At 39.3% G+C, this 15,296-nt stretch carries 12 protein-coding genes and 1 riboswitch; of the genes, 5 read left to right on the top strand and 7 right to left on the bottom strand.

What is annotated here, in order from left to right; all coding sequences use genetic code 11:
- Positions 1 to 35 precede the first annotated feature (35 nt).
- Complete coding sequence (locus ACFIJ8_RS07460; protein WP_273723586.1) at positions 36 to 515, top strand: MaoC family dehydratase; 480 nt, start codon at positions 36 to 38, stop codon at positions 513 to 515.
- A gap of 944 nt (positions 516 to 1,459) precedes the next feature.
- On the opposite strand, the gene ACFIJ8_RS07455 is transcribed toward ACFIJ8_RS07460, so the two are convergent.
- The 3 genes from ACFIJ8_RS07455 to ACFIJ8_RS07445 are packed head-to-tail and all read right to left on the bottom strand — an operon-like array spanning position 1,460 to position 3,992.
- Positions 1,460 to 2,119, bottom strand: a complete 660-nt coding sequence (locus ACFIJ8_RS07455; RefSeq protein WP_375629177.1) for a methionine ABC transporter permease — start codon at positions 2,117 to 2,119, stop codon at positions 1,460 to 1,462.
- On the bottom strand, positions 2,112 to 3,146 hold the full coding sequence (locus ACFIJ8_RS07450; protein ID WP_015856779.1) for a methionine ABC transporter ATP-binding protein: 1,035 nt from the start codon (positions 3,144 to 3,146) through the stop codon (positions 2,112 to 2,114). Before ACFIJ8_RS07450 ends, ACFIJ8_RS07455 begins: the two co-directional genes overlap by 8 nt.
- A gap of 27 nt (positions 3,147 to 3,173) precedes the next feature.
- Positions 3,174 to 3,992, bottom strand: coding sequence for a MetQ/NlpA family ABC transporter substrate-binding protein (locus ACFIJ8_RS07445; protein WP_273788251.1), 819 nt, complete (start codon positions 3,990 to 3,992; stop codon positions 3,174 to 3,176).
- A gap of 525 nt (positions 3,993 to 4,517) precedes the next feature.
- Here ACFIJ8_RS07445 and ACFIJ8_RS07440 point away from each other — a divergent pair.
- Positions 4,518 to 5,165 (top strand): SH3 domain-containing protein, encoded by a 648-nt coding sequence (locus ACFIJ8_RS07440; RefSeq protein ID WP_026500587.1) that lies wholly within the window; start codon positions 4,518 to 4,520, stop codon positions 5,163 to 5,165.
- 281 nt (positions 5,166 to 5,446) lie between these two features.
- Here the strand turns inward: ACFIJ8_RS07440 and ACFIJ8_RS07435 are convergent, their stop codons facing one another.
- The 4 genes from ACFIJ8_RS07435 to ACFIJ8_RS07420 form a co-directional block, all read right to left on the bottom strand.
- Positions 5,447 to 6,478, bottom strand: coding sequence for an aspartate-semialdehyde dehydrogenase (locus ACFIJ8_RS07435; RefSeq protein ID WP_273788252.1), 1,032 nt, complete (start codon positions 6,476 to 6,478; stop codon positions 5,447 to 5,449).
- A gap of 1,232 nt (positions 6,479 to 7,710) precedes the next feature.
- Entirely contained in the window at positions 7,711 to 8,091 is a 381-nt protein-coding gene (locus ACFIJ8_RS07430) for a helix-turn-helix domain-containing protein (RefSeq protein WP_375639291.1), read from the bottom strand.
- Positions 8,092 to 8,721: 630 nt separating this feature from the next.
- A complete protein-coding gene (locus tag ACFIJ8_RS07425) occupies positions 8,722 to 8,928 on the bottom strand; it encodes a Trm112 family protein (protein ID WP_273788597.1) in 207 nt (68 codons plus the stop codon).
- A gap of 13 nt (positions 8,929 to 8,941) precedes the next feature.
- The gene (locus ACFIJ8_RS07420; RefSeq protein ID WP_273788596.1) at positions 8,942 to 9,604 is read right to left on the bottom strand and encodes an LON peptidase substrate-binding domain-containing protein; all 663 of its coding nucleotides are present in this window, start codon (positions 9,602 to 9,604) and stop codon (positions 8,942 to 8,944) included.
- 446 nt (positions 9,605 to 10,050) lie between these two features.
- A riboswitch (glycine riboswitch) is annotated at positions 10,051 to 10,148 on the top strand.
- Between the two features lie 137 nt (positions 10,149 to 10,285).
- On the opposite strand from ACFIJ8_RS07420, the gene gcvT reads away from it, so the two are divergent.
- Genes gcvT through gcvP form a run of 3 tightly spaced genes read left to right on the top strand, consistent with a single transcriptional unit; the run spans position 10,286 to position 14,574 of the window.
- Complete coding sequence (gene gcvT / locus ACFIJ8_RS07415; protein WP_375629166.1) at positions 10,286 to 11,398, top strand: glycine cleavage system aminomethyltransferase GcvT; 1,113 nt, start codon at positions 10,286 to 10,288, stop codon at positions 11,396 to 11,398.
- 6 nt (positions 11,399 to 11,404) lie between these two features.
- Positions 11,405 to 11,773 (top strand): glycine cleavage system protein GcvH, encoded by a 369-nt coding sequence (gene gcvH / locus ACFIJ8_RS07410; RefSeq protein ID WP_015856760.1) that lies wholly within the window; start codon positions 11,405 to 11,407, stop codon positions 11,771 to 11,773.
- 5 nt (positions 11,774 to 11,778) lie between these two features.
- Positions 11,779 to 14,574 (top strand): aminomethyl-transferring glycine dehydrogenase, encoded by a 2,796-nt coding sequence (gene gcvP / locus ACFIJ8_RS07405; RefSeq protein WP_375629255.1) that lies wholly within the window; start codon positions 11,779 to 11,781, stop codon positions 14,572 to 14,574.
- Positions 14,575 to 15,296 lie beyond the last annotated feature (722 nt).

Raw genomic sequence — 15,296 nt, 5'->3', positions numbered from 1 at the left:
TGGTCGTTTTTATCAAATAAAATAGGAATAGCGTTATGCAGCAAAAAATAGCAATACAAGATGTTACCAGTTTTATTGGGAAAGAAGTGGGATTATCGGGGTGGCGTCTTGTTACACAGGATATGATTAATCAGTTTGCATGCGCTACAGATGATCATCAATGGATACACGTTGATGAGGAAAAGGCTAAAAAGACACCTTTTGGGGGCACAATTGCTCATGGGTTTTTAACATTATCGCTTTTGTCTACGCTCGCTTATGAGGCGCTTCCAGAGTTGGAGGGGAGCACAATGGGGATTAATTATGGTTTCGATAAAGTACGCTTCATGAGTCCTGTGAAAACAGGGGTACGGGTACGTGCGCGTTTTGTGTTAGATGATGCAGAAATTCGCCCTTCTGGTCGAGTGGTTTTCCATTATGGGGTTACGGTGGAAATTGAACAGTTAAAAAAACCAGCTCTTACGGCTCAATGGCTTATTGTGGCAGTGATGGGGGAAAAATCTTCCAATATCTAGATTAGTTTGAGTACTTTATTTTATAAAATTTTTGTACAATTCTATGAGAAGTTTCTTCAATGATAATATTGAGAATAATCTATAGGGTGATAGATATGCTGGAGCTATCATAGCGTTGATAGCTATAGCAGATTGCTATCTTTCCTAGATCGTTTTGAAGAGGAGTTTCTTGGTGAAGATAGTGCATTGCCTCACGCTTTTGTTTATAGCATTCTTTAATGGGGTCACAGCTCTCACATAAAACAGAATGTTTCAAATGGAATATACTTGCGTTGCCAATTCACGGGCTTATTTTAAAGAAACATCTCTCAACGCTCGTCACACCCATTTCGCAATGGCGCCTGTGAAGAGTATAACGATAAAGCCATTGAGCATCCCCATGTCTTTATGCCTGTGAAGAAGAAAACCGGTACTATCATATTATATGCTAGCACCCAATGTTTAAGACAGGTCTTGGTGCTTGAGATAATTCATAAGAGGCACGCCTCCCTTGCTTGTATAGTTTTTACTCACACGGCTCTTCCTGCTTGTAACATGCAAGCGAGAGATTTTGATTAATTCGATATGGAACAAATTGGGAATGAGAGGACTTTACGGGATTCAGAGTTCTCATCCAATATGAATAACGCCATATTATCATTATAAATTCAATATGTTATCTAAGGTTGGGAAAGGTCGTGACCAATGTCTTAATTTGACATGATAATTTATCATTTTTATGTTAAGAGAGAGTCTCACATACTGTGAGATCTCTTATTTCATTCTCTTTTATATTCAATCAGTTAAAACTATTTTCTTTCATGTTACAAACGGATGGGGAGAGATAAAAACTGTTTAAGAAAAAAGTTCCTAATCTCTTATGAGCGTTTTCGATAGGCAAGGGTTGTTGCACTTGGAAAGTGGCAAAGAGGATGATGATATTGGTATGTGAAATTCTAAGTCTTTTAATGTTTTGTTTTATCAAGTTTTTGTACGATTTTATCAGAAGTCCATTGGGTTATAATATTGAGCATGATCAAAAGAATGATGACAATGGTCATGATGAAGGTATTATAGCGTTGATAGCCATAGCGGATTGCCATATCTCCTAAACCGCCTCCACCAAGATATCCAGCAAGTGAGGTGGCTCCTATGAGAGAAATGATCATAACTGTAAAACCTGTAATCAGGCTAGGGAGAGCTTCAGGAATAAGAACATGTCTGATAATTTGAAGACGGCTTGCACCCATAGAGCGGATCGCTTCAATGAGACCGTTTTCAACGGTTTTAAAAGAGAGTTCCGCCATGCGTGCATAAAAAGGAATAGCTGAAATGGTCAGTATAAAAATTACAGCAGGCATTCCTATCCCTCTTCCTACAACGATACGCGTAACGGGAAGAAGATAAAATGCAAGAATAATAAAGGGAATGGCACGAATACTGTCAATGATCATGCTTAAAGGGCGATTGATGAGAGATGAGGAAAAAATCCCCCCGCGTGCTGTTGTGTGAAGAAGAAGACCAAGGGGAAGTCCTATAATAAATGCCATAAAAGAAGCACTAAGTGTCATCAATATTGTATCAATAACAGCTTGGGGAAGTTCATGAGACAAAACATTAAACATAGCCTAAGACCTCACAATATCGTCCTTTTTTCGTTAACCATTGAACAGCTTTTTCTAAAGCTTCTTTATCTTCTCCAGGAAGAGCCAAGAAGAGTCGCCCGATGGTTTCATCTTGAACTGTGTCAATGCCACCATGCAAAATACGTGCTTTTAAACCACTCTCATTTTCTAGAAGATGAAGAAAAGGCTGCTGGGCAATTTCACCGGCAATATTGATTTCAATGACAGCTTCTCGCCCGATTGGTTTGAGATTTTTCGCAAATTTTTCAGGAAGTTGCGGGGTGACAAGCTTGAGCATGGCTATGGTTGTATCGTCTTGCGGTGATGTAAAGATGTCTTTCACACGTCCTTCTTCTACGATGTTCCCCTGATTAAGAACAACAACGCGATGCGCTATGGTGCGCACAACTTCCATTTCATGGGTGATGAGCACAATCGTGAGATTGAGGTGTTTATTAATATCAGCAAGGAGCTCTAGAATAGATTGTGTTGTTTCAGGGTCAAGAGCAGAGGTGGCTTCATCTGATAACAATATTTTAGGATTAGCAGCGAGCGCACGAGCAATGCCAACGCGTTGTTTTTGCCCCCCTGACAATTGTGCCGGATAGCAATATTCTTTTCCGTATAACCCAACCAATTCAATCAGTTCAAGGGCACGTTTGTGGCGTTGTTTTTTACTTACACCACTTAATTTAAGCGGCAATGCAATGTTATCAAGAATATTTTGCGATGAGAGAAGGTTGAAATGTTGAAAAATCATCCCAATTCGTTGACGGTAAGGTGCCCACTCTATCTCTGATAGATTTGAAATATCAACACCTTCAAAAAAAATGGACCCTGCATCAATCTTCTCTAACCCATTTAAACAGCGGATAAGTGTTGATTTTCCTGCTCCACTGCGCCCAATAATCCCAAGGATTTCACCAGCATGGATATTTAAAGAGAGATTATTAATTACCGGAACACCAGCCGTTTTGTTAAAACAACGGCTGATGTTTTTTAAGGAGATAAGAGTAGGTTTTTCCATTCACAATTACTCGGATATTTGGCACAATTACCAAGAAGTTTGGGCGGTTTTGCCAAAAATCTCTTTTATTTTTGCACGGATGAGATCGTTGTTGTAAGCGGCAACTAATTTTTTAACCCATGGCTCATCTTTTTCGCTCGTGCGTACAACGATGATATTATCATAAGGATTATTTTTTGCACTCTCCCATGCGACGACATCTTTTTCGAAGTTTAATCCGGAAACAATAGCCCAGTTTGTGTTTATAATTGCAAGATCAAAATCGTCAATAGCTCGCCCTAACATACCAGCATCGAGTTCACGAATTTGCAGGTTTTTAGGATTTTCGATAATATCAAGTGGAGATGCAAGAATATTATGGGGATCTTTTAACTTAATGAGACCTAAAGAATTGAGAAGAAGTAAGGCTCTTCCACCATTAGATGGGTCGTTTGGAATACCAACATGTGCACCATCACGTAGATCTTTTAAGTCTTTGATTTTGTGCGAATAAACACCGATTGGAGCAATAAATGTATAGCCGACAATTGAAAGTTTATAGCCACGTTGTTTCATTTGTTCATTAAGATAAGGAGCGTGCTGAAAAGCATTCGCATCGATCTCTCCTGCGTTGACAGCGTCATTAGGCAAAGCGTAATCAGAAAAATAAACGAGTTCAATATCTAAACCAGCTTTTTTAGCCTGTTCAGCAGCAGTTTTCCAAATAATCGCATCCCGCCCTTCCATAATACCAAGTTTGATTTTTGATTTGTCTGTAGCCATGACAAAAACCGTAGATAAAAAAAGTGCAAAGAGAGAGAGGAATAATCCTATAATCCGACTACGAGAAAAAATTTTTAATGTCATGTACTTTTAACTTTCTTTTCCAAGAGCTTTTTTGAGGGAAGTTTCAATATACTCTGTATTTTTATACTCTGTATTTTTTAGGAAGATTTAAAGTTATACAAGCTTTAGAGAATATTCAATCACTTTTATTTTTAAAAGAGTATTATTTTTCCTCCTATTTTTAGTATTTTGGGGGCTTATCATCATTCATTCTCTGAAATTCAGGCAATCAATTCTTTTATTGCAATCATTTGTTGAGGGAACCAATAACACTTTAAAAACTTCTTTAAGGGACGATTGGTTGAAGGACCAGATAATCAAATGATGCTTTAGCTGTAAATTTATGAGGAGCATACTGCGCAATCAAGATCAAAAGGCCGTGTTCGTGTAGAGGGGGAATAAGGGGAATAAAGAGAGATTTTGTTGCAATGTTGAGGGGGCTTTTGGGCGGGAAATAAAGGTTGCAGATCATTGGATTTAACCGCGGCAAATTTTTGCAAAGGCGAAATTTTGCCCTTCACATGTTTTGAGAGAGGAAGAAAAATAATGTTAAGAAAGAAATTTTTATCAACAACAATGATTTTATGGGCTTTGGGAGCGTCGGGGGTGGCTGTGACTGCTTCTCACGCGGAAGCTGGAACCATTGCAGGAACAGTTGCTCGTGTTGCATCAGGTCAGGTATCTTTACGCACAGGCCCTGCGACAGCTTATAAAGTAATCACAATGGTTCCAATGGGAGCAAAAGTGCAAATTTATGGTTGTCTGTCCAATAAAACTTGGTGTTCTCTTGGTTATCACGGAAAGGTTGGTTGGGCATCTGCACGTTATGTCAATGTCAACAATGTTCCTACCGTTGCTTTTACAAAGATGCCAGTAAAGCCAAATGCTATGAGAAAATCGCCAAAAGTAAAAAAAGAAAAAGTAAAACAGGTTGTTTCTGGTTTTAAAGCTCTTCCGGCGATTCAAAAAACACGGAAAAACATACAAAAACTCTACAGAACAGATATGATTATCGATTCTACAGGTGTCAAAAAAAGAGATGAACGGACAATTTTAAATCCTTCGCCCAAAGCACAAAGAGTTTCTGTAAAGCGCGTAAATGCTTATAATCCCTTCTTTCCTGATAATGTCAATTATAAAAACTTTGAACGTAATGAAACACGTTACCGTGTTGTGACTTATCCTGCTCGATAAGGGTAAGTTAATTTCACAACCGGAATGATAAAAAGGATCAGCAGCATGAAGCAAAAAACGCTTATGCTGCTGATCCTATTGTACCGTAAAATGGCATTAGGGCGGCGATGATTAATTAAGGTGGCGAGGTATTCATGGATATTCAGAGTAAAATTTTTCAATACCCCGAATTACAGTCCTTTAGACTGGCGGTATGAATCCCCAGCAGGGGAAGATCCTGCTGAAGAGAAGCCGGACTTTTGACAGACCGGCTAGGGCTCTTCATCCTTTCGGACAGGGCGTTAATTTACGGACTTAGGCTTTATCAAATTACGAGAAATGAGCAATTCAGCAATTTGAACTGCGTTCAATGCTGCTCCTTTTCTTAAATTATCGGCGACAACCCAGAAAGCTAAACCATTTTCAACGGTGATATCTTCACGAACACGGCTAATAAAGGTGTCATCTTCTCCGGTACATTCATAAGGTGTGGTATAGCCACCATCTTCGTGTTTATCGATAAGCTGACAACCGGGAGCATCGCGAAGAAGCGCTTGTGCTTCAGATACGCTTAGTGGTTTTTCAAATTCAACATGGACAGCTTCGGCATGACCGATAAAGACAGGGACACGAACAGCAGTGGCTGTTAATTTAATCTTCGGATCGAGAATTTTCTTTGTCTCAGCAGTCATTTTCCATTCTTCTTTTGTATAACCATCTTCCATGAAAACATCGATATGAGGAATGACATTAAAGGCAATGCGTTTAGTGAATTTTTTTGATGTAATTGGGTCTGCAACAAAAACAGCACGTGATTGTTCGAAAAGTTCGTCCATTCCTTCTTTACCAGCTCCAGAAACCGACTGATATGTAGAGACAACAACACGTTTAATGATTGCAGCATCATGGAGAGGTTTTAAAGCTAAGACCAGTTGAATTGTTGAACAATTAGGATTTGCTATAATATTACGCTTAGAAAAGGCATTTATAGCTTCGGCATTGACTTCAGGGACGATCAACGGAACATTGGAATCATAGCGCCACGTGGAGGAATTATCGATGACGACACAGCCAGCGGCAGCGATTTTAGGAGCATATTCTTTGGAAATGCTTCCTCCCGCGGACATCAGACAAAAATCTGTGTCAGAAAAATCGTAAGTATCCAGTGCTTTTACTTTTAAAGTTTTATCTCCATAAGAAACTTCTTGTCCTAATGAGCGTCGTGATGCTAGAGGGACAATTTCATGCGCAGGAAAACCACGTTCCTCTAAAATTGTAAGCATTTCACGACCAACATTTCCGGTTGCGCCGACAATTGCAACTTTAAAACTCATTTTCTATATACTCCTCATGTCTCTCCACGTTTATTCCCCGTGCTATACTCAGGAGAGAGTGAGTTGGTCAAGGAACATCATTAAATTATATTTTTGATTTTCAACAACTCAATTTTGTACACATCAATCATCATCAGCACAATAAGTTGTTTTATTTCAAATGATACGTCTTTTTAATCTTTCAGAATTGAAAAATTGAATATTGTACGCTAAACTGTTATCTCTTTTAGAGAGCACTTTAATTAAGTGAATTCCGTATCTTCTGTCAATTGTTTACCTTCACTATTTTGAATTTTTTAAGGATGCTATTACGTATCGCGTTGGGGGAATTTAAGTGTTGAAGTATTTGATCTTCTCCCTATGCCCTTAAAAGCGAAGCTTCCTATTCAGTCTGTAAACAGCCAGATTCTAGCGGTACTTTTAGCGGCTTCCCATTTTTCACTTGAAACTTAAGGCTCAACAAGCAAGCCTAAAAATATTTAAAAAAACATTTGGCACCTAAAAAACATTTGAATGTTTCAAAGAGGTATGCATGCTTCATATTCTCATACCTTAAATGATAGAATTTATGGCACAACAGGATAAACTTAAGTATCCATTATATAAATAAATTCTTATGAAAGTTATACATATAGTTTTTTCGTGTCTGTTTTTTACTTTAATCCTGTTATGCTATAAAATATCGTTATTTGAAGTATGGTGGTATAAGATCTTTAAGCTTTCTTGATATATTTAAGTGTGTGGGAATATTCTTAGGCTTGTTTGGCGAGCCTTTTGTTTCAAGTGGATTATATGAGTGGAAAACCGTTGAACACCTCCATGTTTAATGTTTAAAAAAAGAGTAAGTTAGCATCATCATACATTTTTTCAGCACTCAATGTGGCTACAGTTCTTGGTATGTGAGACGATTCAATTAAGAGGTATGCCTTTTTTGTACATTTTTACTCACACGCTAACTCTGCTTGTAATGTGCAAATAAATGATTTTGATTGATTCAATATAGAACAAGTTTGAAATGAAAGAATTTTATGATATTCGAGACACTCATTCAATATACATAACGTTAGATATATCATTATGAATCAAAGCGCTATTGCTCAGTTAAATTCGTTAGAATTCGGACTATTTACAGATCAGATTAGATTTAAGAATTTTCGTTCTCATGAGGTGTGGGGAGACAGCCAAAATTCTTTTCAATGTTATTAAGGGCGTTGATTGTTCTTTCAGTGAACTTATGAAAATAAGGGGTCATTTTTTTCACCAGAAATCAACTGCAAAATAGCCCTTTGTTTTTTGCGGGTCAGCATTCTGAAACTTTGCAAAAGTAAATATTCTGCTTTGCTTTCTACTCTGTCATCATAATGATAGAGGGGATCTTCTTTTTTTGTGTTATCAGCATAAAAGAAGGAAACGGGAACATCTAATATATGAGCAATTTCTTGTAAACGTCTTGCACTTACGCGATTTAAACCTTTCTCATACTTTTGAATTTGTTGAAACGTTACGCTCAAATGACTCCCTAATTGTTTTTGAGAAAAAACCATGACGTTTCTTCTAAAGCGAATTTTTTTGCCTAAAGAAATGTCGTAAAAATGTAAATTTTTGGCTCGCACTTTGCTCCCCCTCCGGTTGCGAGCGCCCTCGCATTAGTATTCCGGGGTCTGGAAGTGCTGACTCAAAACAGCCTCTTGCTTTTAGTGCTGAGAGCACTTGGACATAACAAGAGCCCCCGGAAATTCCGGGATATCCGCAAAAAGCGGTTTTATTTCTAGTTTGAGTTTTTCGGGCTTCCAGACCCTATTTGATCGTCGCGTATACGACCAAAAACACAAGTCTCATTCATAGGGTAATTTCTTTAAATCGTCAACCAGAGTGACAGCAGTTGTTTTGGTTGTTTTTTGCAAAGTTTACATGCAACTGTTGCAATGCATCCCTTTATTTTGATGAAATTTAGGACAATTTCTTGGTGATCATTATGGGGTATGTTTAAAATTGTAACTATATGACTTTATCCATTTATTTTGTATAAAAACGGAAGCGTCTTTTCGCATTTAGAAGCAAAAGACTTTTTAGAGTAAGTATAACATTGGAAGTTGGTAAAGAGGGGAGTTGGTAAAGAGAATGCTGGTGCTGGCGTGTGGTGGATTAGCACCAATATTAAAAAGATTGCACAAGCAAAAGAGAGCTTTTCATAGAGCAGTGATTGATAACAGCTTTCTCCAGAAAAAATGAACGAAATTTTCTTATTTTTTATAGGTTATTTTTTCATCGTTTTGCAAAGGGCGCGCTTCTGAGGCAAGCATAATGGGGACGCCATCACGAATAGGATAGGCAAGTTTGGCTTTGAGAGAAATGAGCTCTTGTGTTTCTCGGTTGTAAGAGAGTGTGCTTCTCGTTATTGGACAAACGAGTAATTCGAGCATTTTGGGGTCTGTGGTCATTTTTTTCATGTTTTGACGTTTATTAGTTTAAACGGTAATCTGTACCTGTTTGTTTCATGAGTGAGCGTTCTGTTAATGCAAGAAGAGTTTGGGCACGGCTTTCGATATCTGGAGCTTCAAGGAGAGCTTGCTTTTCTGCTGGTGTAAAGGGGATAAGAGCTGAAAAAGCATTAACCAATATAGGTGTAGGGGCTTCTATGATACTGCTCCAATTATATTCCATTTCATGTATGGTTAGATATTTTTCTACAACGTCGAGTAAGCTCTCTCGGTTAATGCTTTCTTCAACATCAAATTCTTGCAAGTCTTTTATGTTTGATTGGATGAGAGCTGTTCGATAGGATTTTGTGTTTGTCAATTCTTGTTCTAAGGTGAAGCGGCAAATACCTTGTAAGATAATGAATAGTTGTCCATTTCCTGTTTCACTGTAGTTTGTAATGCGCCCTATACAGCCTGTTTTATAAAGTTGTGTAGAGAAGCGGTCTGTATCCGATGAAAGTGGTTGAATAATGCCCAATAGACGATCGGTTACCATTACGTTTTCAATCATTTCAAGTGATTCTGGTTCAAAAATGTTGAGTGATAAAAAACCGCCGGGTAGTAAGAGTGCACCTTCTAAAGGAAAAAGGGCAATTTGCTTTGGAAGATCATTTTCGCAATTGTAAGAGATATTACCAGCTTTCATGAGTATTTTGTCACCTTTGTTCGGTAGTTTAGTCTGTAAATAGTCGCAATTTATGACACTATTGAGAAAGAAAAAAACCCACTTCTTGTGCATTAAAATCATACTTATAAAATACTTGAAGTCCTTATTCTAAAAAAAGAATATGAAACCCTATATTTAAGGTTGAACTGCGCGAGAAAGAATATTGCTTTGCGATCTTGTTAGTGTGTGACGTTTTGCATGATTTTCAAGAGGTATTTTTGTTTATAGCTTTTGATTTTTGTCTTAAATTTCCTAAAATGTGTTCCTTGCAATTTTTGTAAGGTTCAAAAAGATACTATTATAAATCTTTTGAAGCAGCTTATGCAAGTTTTAAAATGAGAACATTTTCATCACTTTACTAATGACAGTGTGATAAAGATGGGTTATAGATTAGAACATGCTGGAAAGAGCGTTATTGTTTCTTTCATTCTTTTGCGGGAGAGTGCAGATTGCGAGTTTTCGCATTGCCGCCGAAGGGGAAATAGCCCATAATCTCTCAGGCTTTAAGGACCGTAAAAGGAAGAAGGCAGATCTGGAAAGTCGGGAGAGCCCGCGCCGAAGGTGTAAGCGAAAAATTTTTTCGCGAGTCTCTCAGGTTGATGACAGAGGGGTGCAGAGACGTCCATATTCTGTGGGCGTTAGCGCAGCTTTGGAGTTATTATGGGCACAGCACAAGAAACATCTTCTTTAAAAACACTTCCTTTATATGATATGCATGAAAAAGCAGGAGCAAAATTTGGCGCTTTTGCGGGGTGGAACATGCCTTTAACGTATCCTCTTGGCGTTTTGAAAGAGCATCTTCATACGCGTGCACATGCGGGATTGTTTGATATTTCTCATATGAAATTGATTGCTGTTGAAGGGGCACAAGCCGTGGAATTTTTGTCCTATGCTTTTCCCATTGATGCAGCAGCTTTAAAGATTGGGCACTCACGGTATAATTACTTGCTTAATGAGCAGGCTGGTATTCTTGATGATCTTATCATTACCCGTTTGGAAGAGAGCCGTTTTATGTTGGTCGCCAATGCTGGGAATGCACAGGCTGATTTTGTAGAATTGGAAAAGCGTGCGGTTGATTTTGAATGTCAAGTGATTGCTCTTGAAAGGGTATTGCTTGCTCTTCAAGGTCCTGAAGCGGCTGCTGTTCTTGCTGATGCTGATTTACCAGGGAATGAATTGTTCTTTATGCAAGGATTCGAACCACAACAAGATTGGTTTATAACGCGTTCTGGATATACGGGAGAGGATGGTTTTGAAATTGCTTTGCCTATAGGGCATGCGCATATGTTGGCTGAAAAATTGCTGAGTGATTCTCGTGTTGAGTGGATTGGACTTGCAGCACGCGATAGCTTGCGGTTAGAAGCAGGGTTGTGTTTGCATGGAAATGACATTACCCCTGATACGACACCTATTGATGCGGCTCTAACATGGGCTGTTCCTAAAAGTGTTCGAGAAAAAGCACAATTTTATGGCGCGAAGGCTTTTCTTGAAGCGCTGCAAAAAGGACCTGCTCGTTGTCGTGTTGGATTAAAACCCCAAACGCGCCAACCTATTCGTGCTGGTGCGGTGCTTCTTGATGATCAAGGTAATGAGATTGGAGTTGTAACATCAGGTGGTTTTGGTCCTTCTTTTGATGGTCCTGTCGCGATGGGTTATGTTCCTGTTGATTGTAAAGTTGAAGGGACACAAGTCTTTACAGAACTGCGAGGCAAAAAGATTGTATTATCAGTTCATTCACTTCCCTTTGTTGAACAACGTTATTTTAAAGGATGATTTTTTATGTCTAAAACTTATTTTACACAAGACCATGAATGGCTTAGCGTTGAAGGAAAAGTGGTGACTGTTGGGGTTACGCATTATGCGCAAGAGCAATTAGGAGATTTGGTTTTTGTTGATTTACCACAAAGTGGGACAAAACTTTCCAAAGGAGAGGCAGCTGCTGTTGTGGAATCGGTGAAAGCCGCTTCAGATGTTTATGCTCCTCTTGATGGTGAAGTGGTCGAAATAAATGAAGCATTGGCTGATCATCCTGAATTGGTAAATCAGAAAGCCGAAACAGAAGGCTGGTTATGGAAAATGACATTGCAGGATGAGACACAACTGGAAGGGCTGTTGGATAAAGATGCTTATAAGGCTTTGATTGGATGAGTATCATGATCGAGCGTTCTTTTTCTTCTCGACATATTGGGCTGCGTCCTGATGAAACACAAAAAATGCTTGATGTTTTAGAGCTTGATTGTGTTGATACACTCATTTCTCAAGCTGTTCCACATTCTATCCATTTGGGACGTTCACTTAATTTGCCAAAGGCTGCTAGTGAAGGACAAGCCTTGGAAGAACTCTCCAAGATGATGGAGCGTAATTGTGTGCACAAAAGTTTTATTGGGCAAGGATATCATGGAACTCATGTCCCCCCAGTTATTTTACGAAATCTGTTTGAAAATCCTGCTTGGTATACTGCTTATACACCGTATCAAGCAGAAATTAGTCAGGGTCGTTTAGAACTTTTGTTTTATTTTCAGACATTGGTGAGTGAACTCACAGGTTTGCCTGTTGCTGCTGCCTCCCTTCTTGATGAAGCAACCGCTTTAGCTGAAGCCAATGCCCTCGCTTTTCGCTTTTCTCGTGAGAAAAAAACAAAAATTTCTCTTCAGAGTCTTTTACATCCTCAGACTTTAAGTGTTGCGCAAACGCGTGCTGAAACACAAGGTATTTGTATCAGTCAAGAGAGGAAAATTTGTTCTAATACAGCGGCAATTGTTTTATCTTGGCCAGATACAAAAGGTGCTTTTCATGATTACAGTGAGATCATAAAAGAGGCAAAGGAAAAGGGAGCTTTAGTTATCGTTGTGGCTGATCCTTTAGCACTTACTCTTATGGAGCCACCTGCTCAATGGGGGGCAGATATCGTTGTTGGCTCTATGCAGCGTTATGGCGTTCCAATGGGCTTTGGTGGTCCACATGCTGGTTACCTTGCGGTGAGTGATGCGTTAACGCGTCTTATTCCAGGGCGTATTGTTGGTCAGTCCGTGGATACGAGAGGGCGTGTTGGTTTTCGTTTAGCTTTGCAAACACGTGAACAACATATTCGGCGCGATAAAGCGACGTCAAATATTTGTACAGCTCAGGCTTTGTTGGCTAATATGGCAACCGCTTATGCTGTTTGGCATGGGCCGAAAGGTTTACAAGAAATTGCGCAGCGAATTCATCATTTAACATGTCGTTTTGTTGCTGGTTTAGAGGCTGCAGGTGTTTTTTGTGAAGGAGAATCTTTTTTTGATTGTGTAAGCATTGTTGTGAAGGGAAAAGCGAAAGAGATTGCACATCAAGCCAAAATGAGTGGACGCCTTATTCGTGTTCTCGATGATGACACCATTGCAATCAATTTTGATGAGTTATCGACAGAAGAAGATGCTTGTGCTTTAGCACAGCTTTTTGGGGCACAATTAGGTGATCAGGTTTCTCCACAGCTCTTTGGCAAAAAACGGGATGCTGCTTTTCTTTCCCAACCTTTTTTTCATGCGGTGCATTCAGAGACAGATATGATGCGCTTTTTGCGTCGTTTGGCGGATAAGGATTTGGCACTGGATCGTGCTATGATTCCTCTTGGCTCTTGTACAATGAAGCTTAATGCGGCGGCTGAACTGATGCCTGTAAGTTGGGCTAGTATGGCCAATATACACCCCTTTGTTTCACAAGAGGATGCAGCGGGTTATTTGGAGATGATCGATCAGTTAAATGCGTGGTTGTGCGAAATTACAGGATTTGCACAAGTTTCTTTTCAGCCAAATTCTGGTGCTCAAGGTGAATATGCGGGGCTTTTGGCTATCCGACGATATTACCAATCACGGGGAGAACATCAACGTACAGTTTGTCTTATTCCTGCATCTGCGCATGGTACCAATCCAGCTTCGGCACATATGGCAGGTATGGAAGTCGTTGTGGTAAAATGTTTAAGCGATGGTGATGTTGATGTAGATGATCTCAAAATGAAAGCGCAATTGCATAAGGATAAATTGGCTGCTCTCATGATTACTTATCCTTCAACACATGGTGTTTATGAGGAAAGCATTAAGGAGATTTGTTCTATTATTCATGAAAATGGTGGACAAGTTTATTTCGATGGCGCTAATCTCAATGCGCTTGTGGGGCTTGCTCGTCCTGCAGATATTGGCGCTGATGTTTGTCATATGAATCTTCATAAAACATTTGCCATTCCCCACGGAGGTGGTGGTCCTGGTATGGGACCAATTGGAGTTGCAGCGCATCTCAAACCATTCTTACCAGGGCATGAACAGGATGGGACAACACATGCGGTTTCGGCAGCTCCTTATGGAAGTGCGTCTATTCTTGCGATTACATGGATGTATATTCGAATGATGGGGGCTGATGGTTTAAAATATGCAACACAAATAGCCATTTTAAATGCCAATTATATTGCTGCACGTCTTTCACCCGCTTATTCCATTCTTTATCGGGGCAAGCATGGACGTGTTGCTCATGAATGTATTGTGGATACACGTGTGTTGAAAGAGCAGTATGGGGTGAGTGTTGATGATATTGCAAAACGTCTCATTGATTATGGATTCCACGCGCCCACGATGTCATTCCCTGTTCCGGGAACTTTGATGATTGAGCCAACGGAATCAGAACCAAAAGCAGAAATTGATCGTTTCTGTGATGCTTTACTCTCTATTGCTGAAGAAGCAAAGAAAGTTGGTCGTGGGGTTTGGCCAAAAGACAATAATCCATTGGTGAATGCTCCTCATACAGTGGCAGATACTTTAGATGATGCTTGGGAACGACCCTATTCGCGACAAGAAGCTGCTTTTCCCAACAGTTCTCTTGATCCAGCGAATAAATATTGGCCTCCTGTATCGCGTATTGATAATGTTGCGGGAGACAGAATGCTCATTTGTTCGTGTCCGCCATTGGGAAATACCTATTAAATAACAAATATGTATTTACTTTGTTTATTTACATAAACAAAAAAGCCCACACATTTTGTGTGGGTTTTTTACTTATTGATCATGTTGTTATGGAGTTATTTGTCTATTTTCTAGAATTTTGCATAGTTTTTTATAACATGAGAAAAATCGGAAAAGTCGACAAAAAAACTGTGTTTTGTGGGTAATAGGCATGCTCTCCTTTGCCTTCTACCGTATGACATGGTTTTAGTGACTAGGCGCATCGGTCTAGCCAGCTAATTCACGTAAACGAGAGTGAAACCTACAGGGGATAGGGTCCAGTCTGTTGCATGTGTTGTGACATACGACTCTCACTAAGGTGACTACGACCGGTTGCAGAAAGAATAAAATCAAATTTAGTGCTTTTGATGATAAAGCCCCGCGAAACTCTGTTGTTGCATCTTCTTAAGTCAAGAATTGTCTAAATATTTCTCTTTAATCTGCTTTTTATAAATATGACGCAAAAATATGCAAGAACACCTGTCAGAATGAGTAAATGCAAAACCAAATGTATTATGGTTGTTTTTTTTTAAGGGTGTCTTATAAAAAGCCGGCACATCTTTCCAATCCATTGTAAGTGAGTTTGTGACTTTACGGTGTTGTTTTCCTAAGAGCCCGTGTGTTTTAGCTGTTGCCTGTAAATCCACATCCAAACTTAACGCAGCGACATATTTTAAGTCAGAGATTGAGACAAAAAAGAGCTT

Source organism: Bartonella sp. MF74HXZ (genome assembly GCF_042194445.1).
Lineage (GTDB): Bacteria > Pseudomonadota > Alphaproteobacteria > Rhizobiales > Rhizobiaceae > Bartonella > Bartonella grahamii.
This window is presented reverse-complemented; position numbering and strand designations above follow the sequence as displayed.

Coding starts and splice junctions, on each gene's coding strand:
- ACFIJ8_RS07460 (WP_273723586.1), top strand. CDS start 36: ATGCAGCAAAAAATAGCAATACAAGATGTTACCAGTTTTATTGGGAAA.
- ACFIJ8_RS07455 (WP_375629177.1), bottom strand. CDS start 2,119: ATGTTTAATGTTTTGTCTCATGAACTTCCCCAAGCTGTTATTGATACA.
- ACFIJ8_RS07450 (WP_015856779.1), bottom strand. CDS start 3,146: ATGGAAAAACCTACTCTTATCTCCTTAAAAAACATCAGCCGTTGTTTT.
- ACFIJ8_RS07445 (WP_273788251.1), bottom strand. CDS start 3,992: ATGACATTAAAAATTTTTTCTCGTAGTCGGATTATAGGATTATTCCTC.
- ACFIJ8_RS07440 (WP_026500587.1), top strand. CDS start 4,518: ATGTTAAGAAAGAAATTTTTATCAACAACAATGATTTTATGGGCTTTG.
- ACFIJ8_RS07435 (WP_273788252.1), bottom strand. CDS start 6,478: ATGAGTTTTAAAGTTGCAATTGTCGGCGCAACCGGAAATGTTGGTCGT.
- ACFIJ8_RS07425 (WP_273788597.1), bottom strand. CDS start 8,928: ATGAAAAAAATGACCACAGACCCCAAAATGCTCGAATTACTCGTTTGT.
- ACFIJ8_RS07420 (WP_273788596.1), bottom strand. CDS start 9,604: ATGAAAGCTGGTAATATCTCTTACAATTGCGAAAATGATCTTCCAAAG.
- gcvT (WP_375629166.1), top strand. CDS start 10,286: ATGGGCACAGCACAAGAAACATCTTCTTTAAAAACACTTCCTTTATAT.
- gcvH (WP_015856760.1), top strand. CDS start 11,405: ATGTCTAAAACTTATTTTACACAAGACCATGAATGGCTTAGCGTTGAA.
- gcvP (WP_375629255.1), top strand. CDS start 11,779: ATGATCGAGCGTTCTTTTTCTTCTCGACATATTGGGCTGCGTCCTGAT.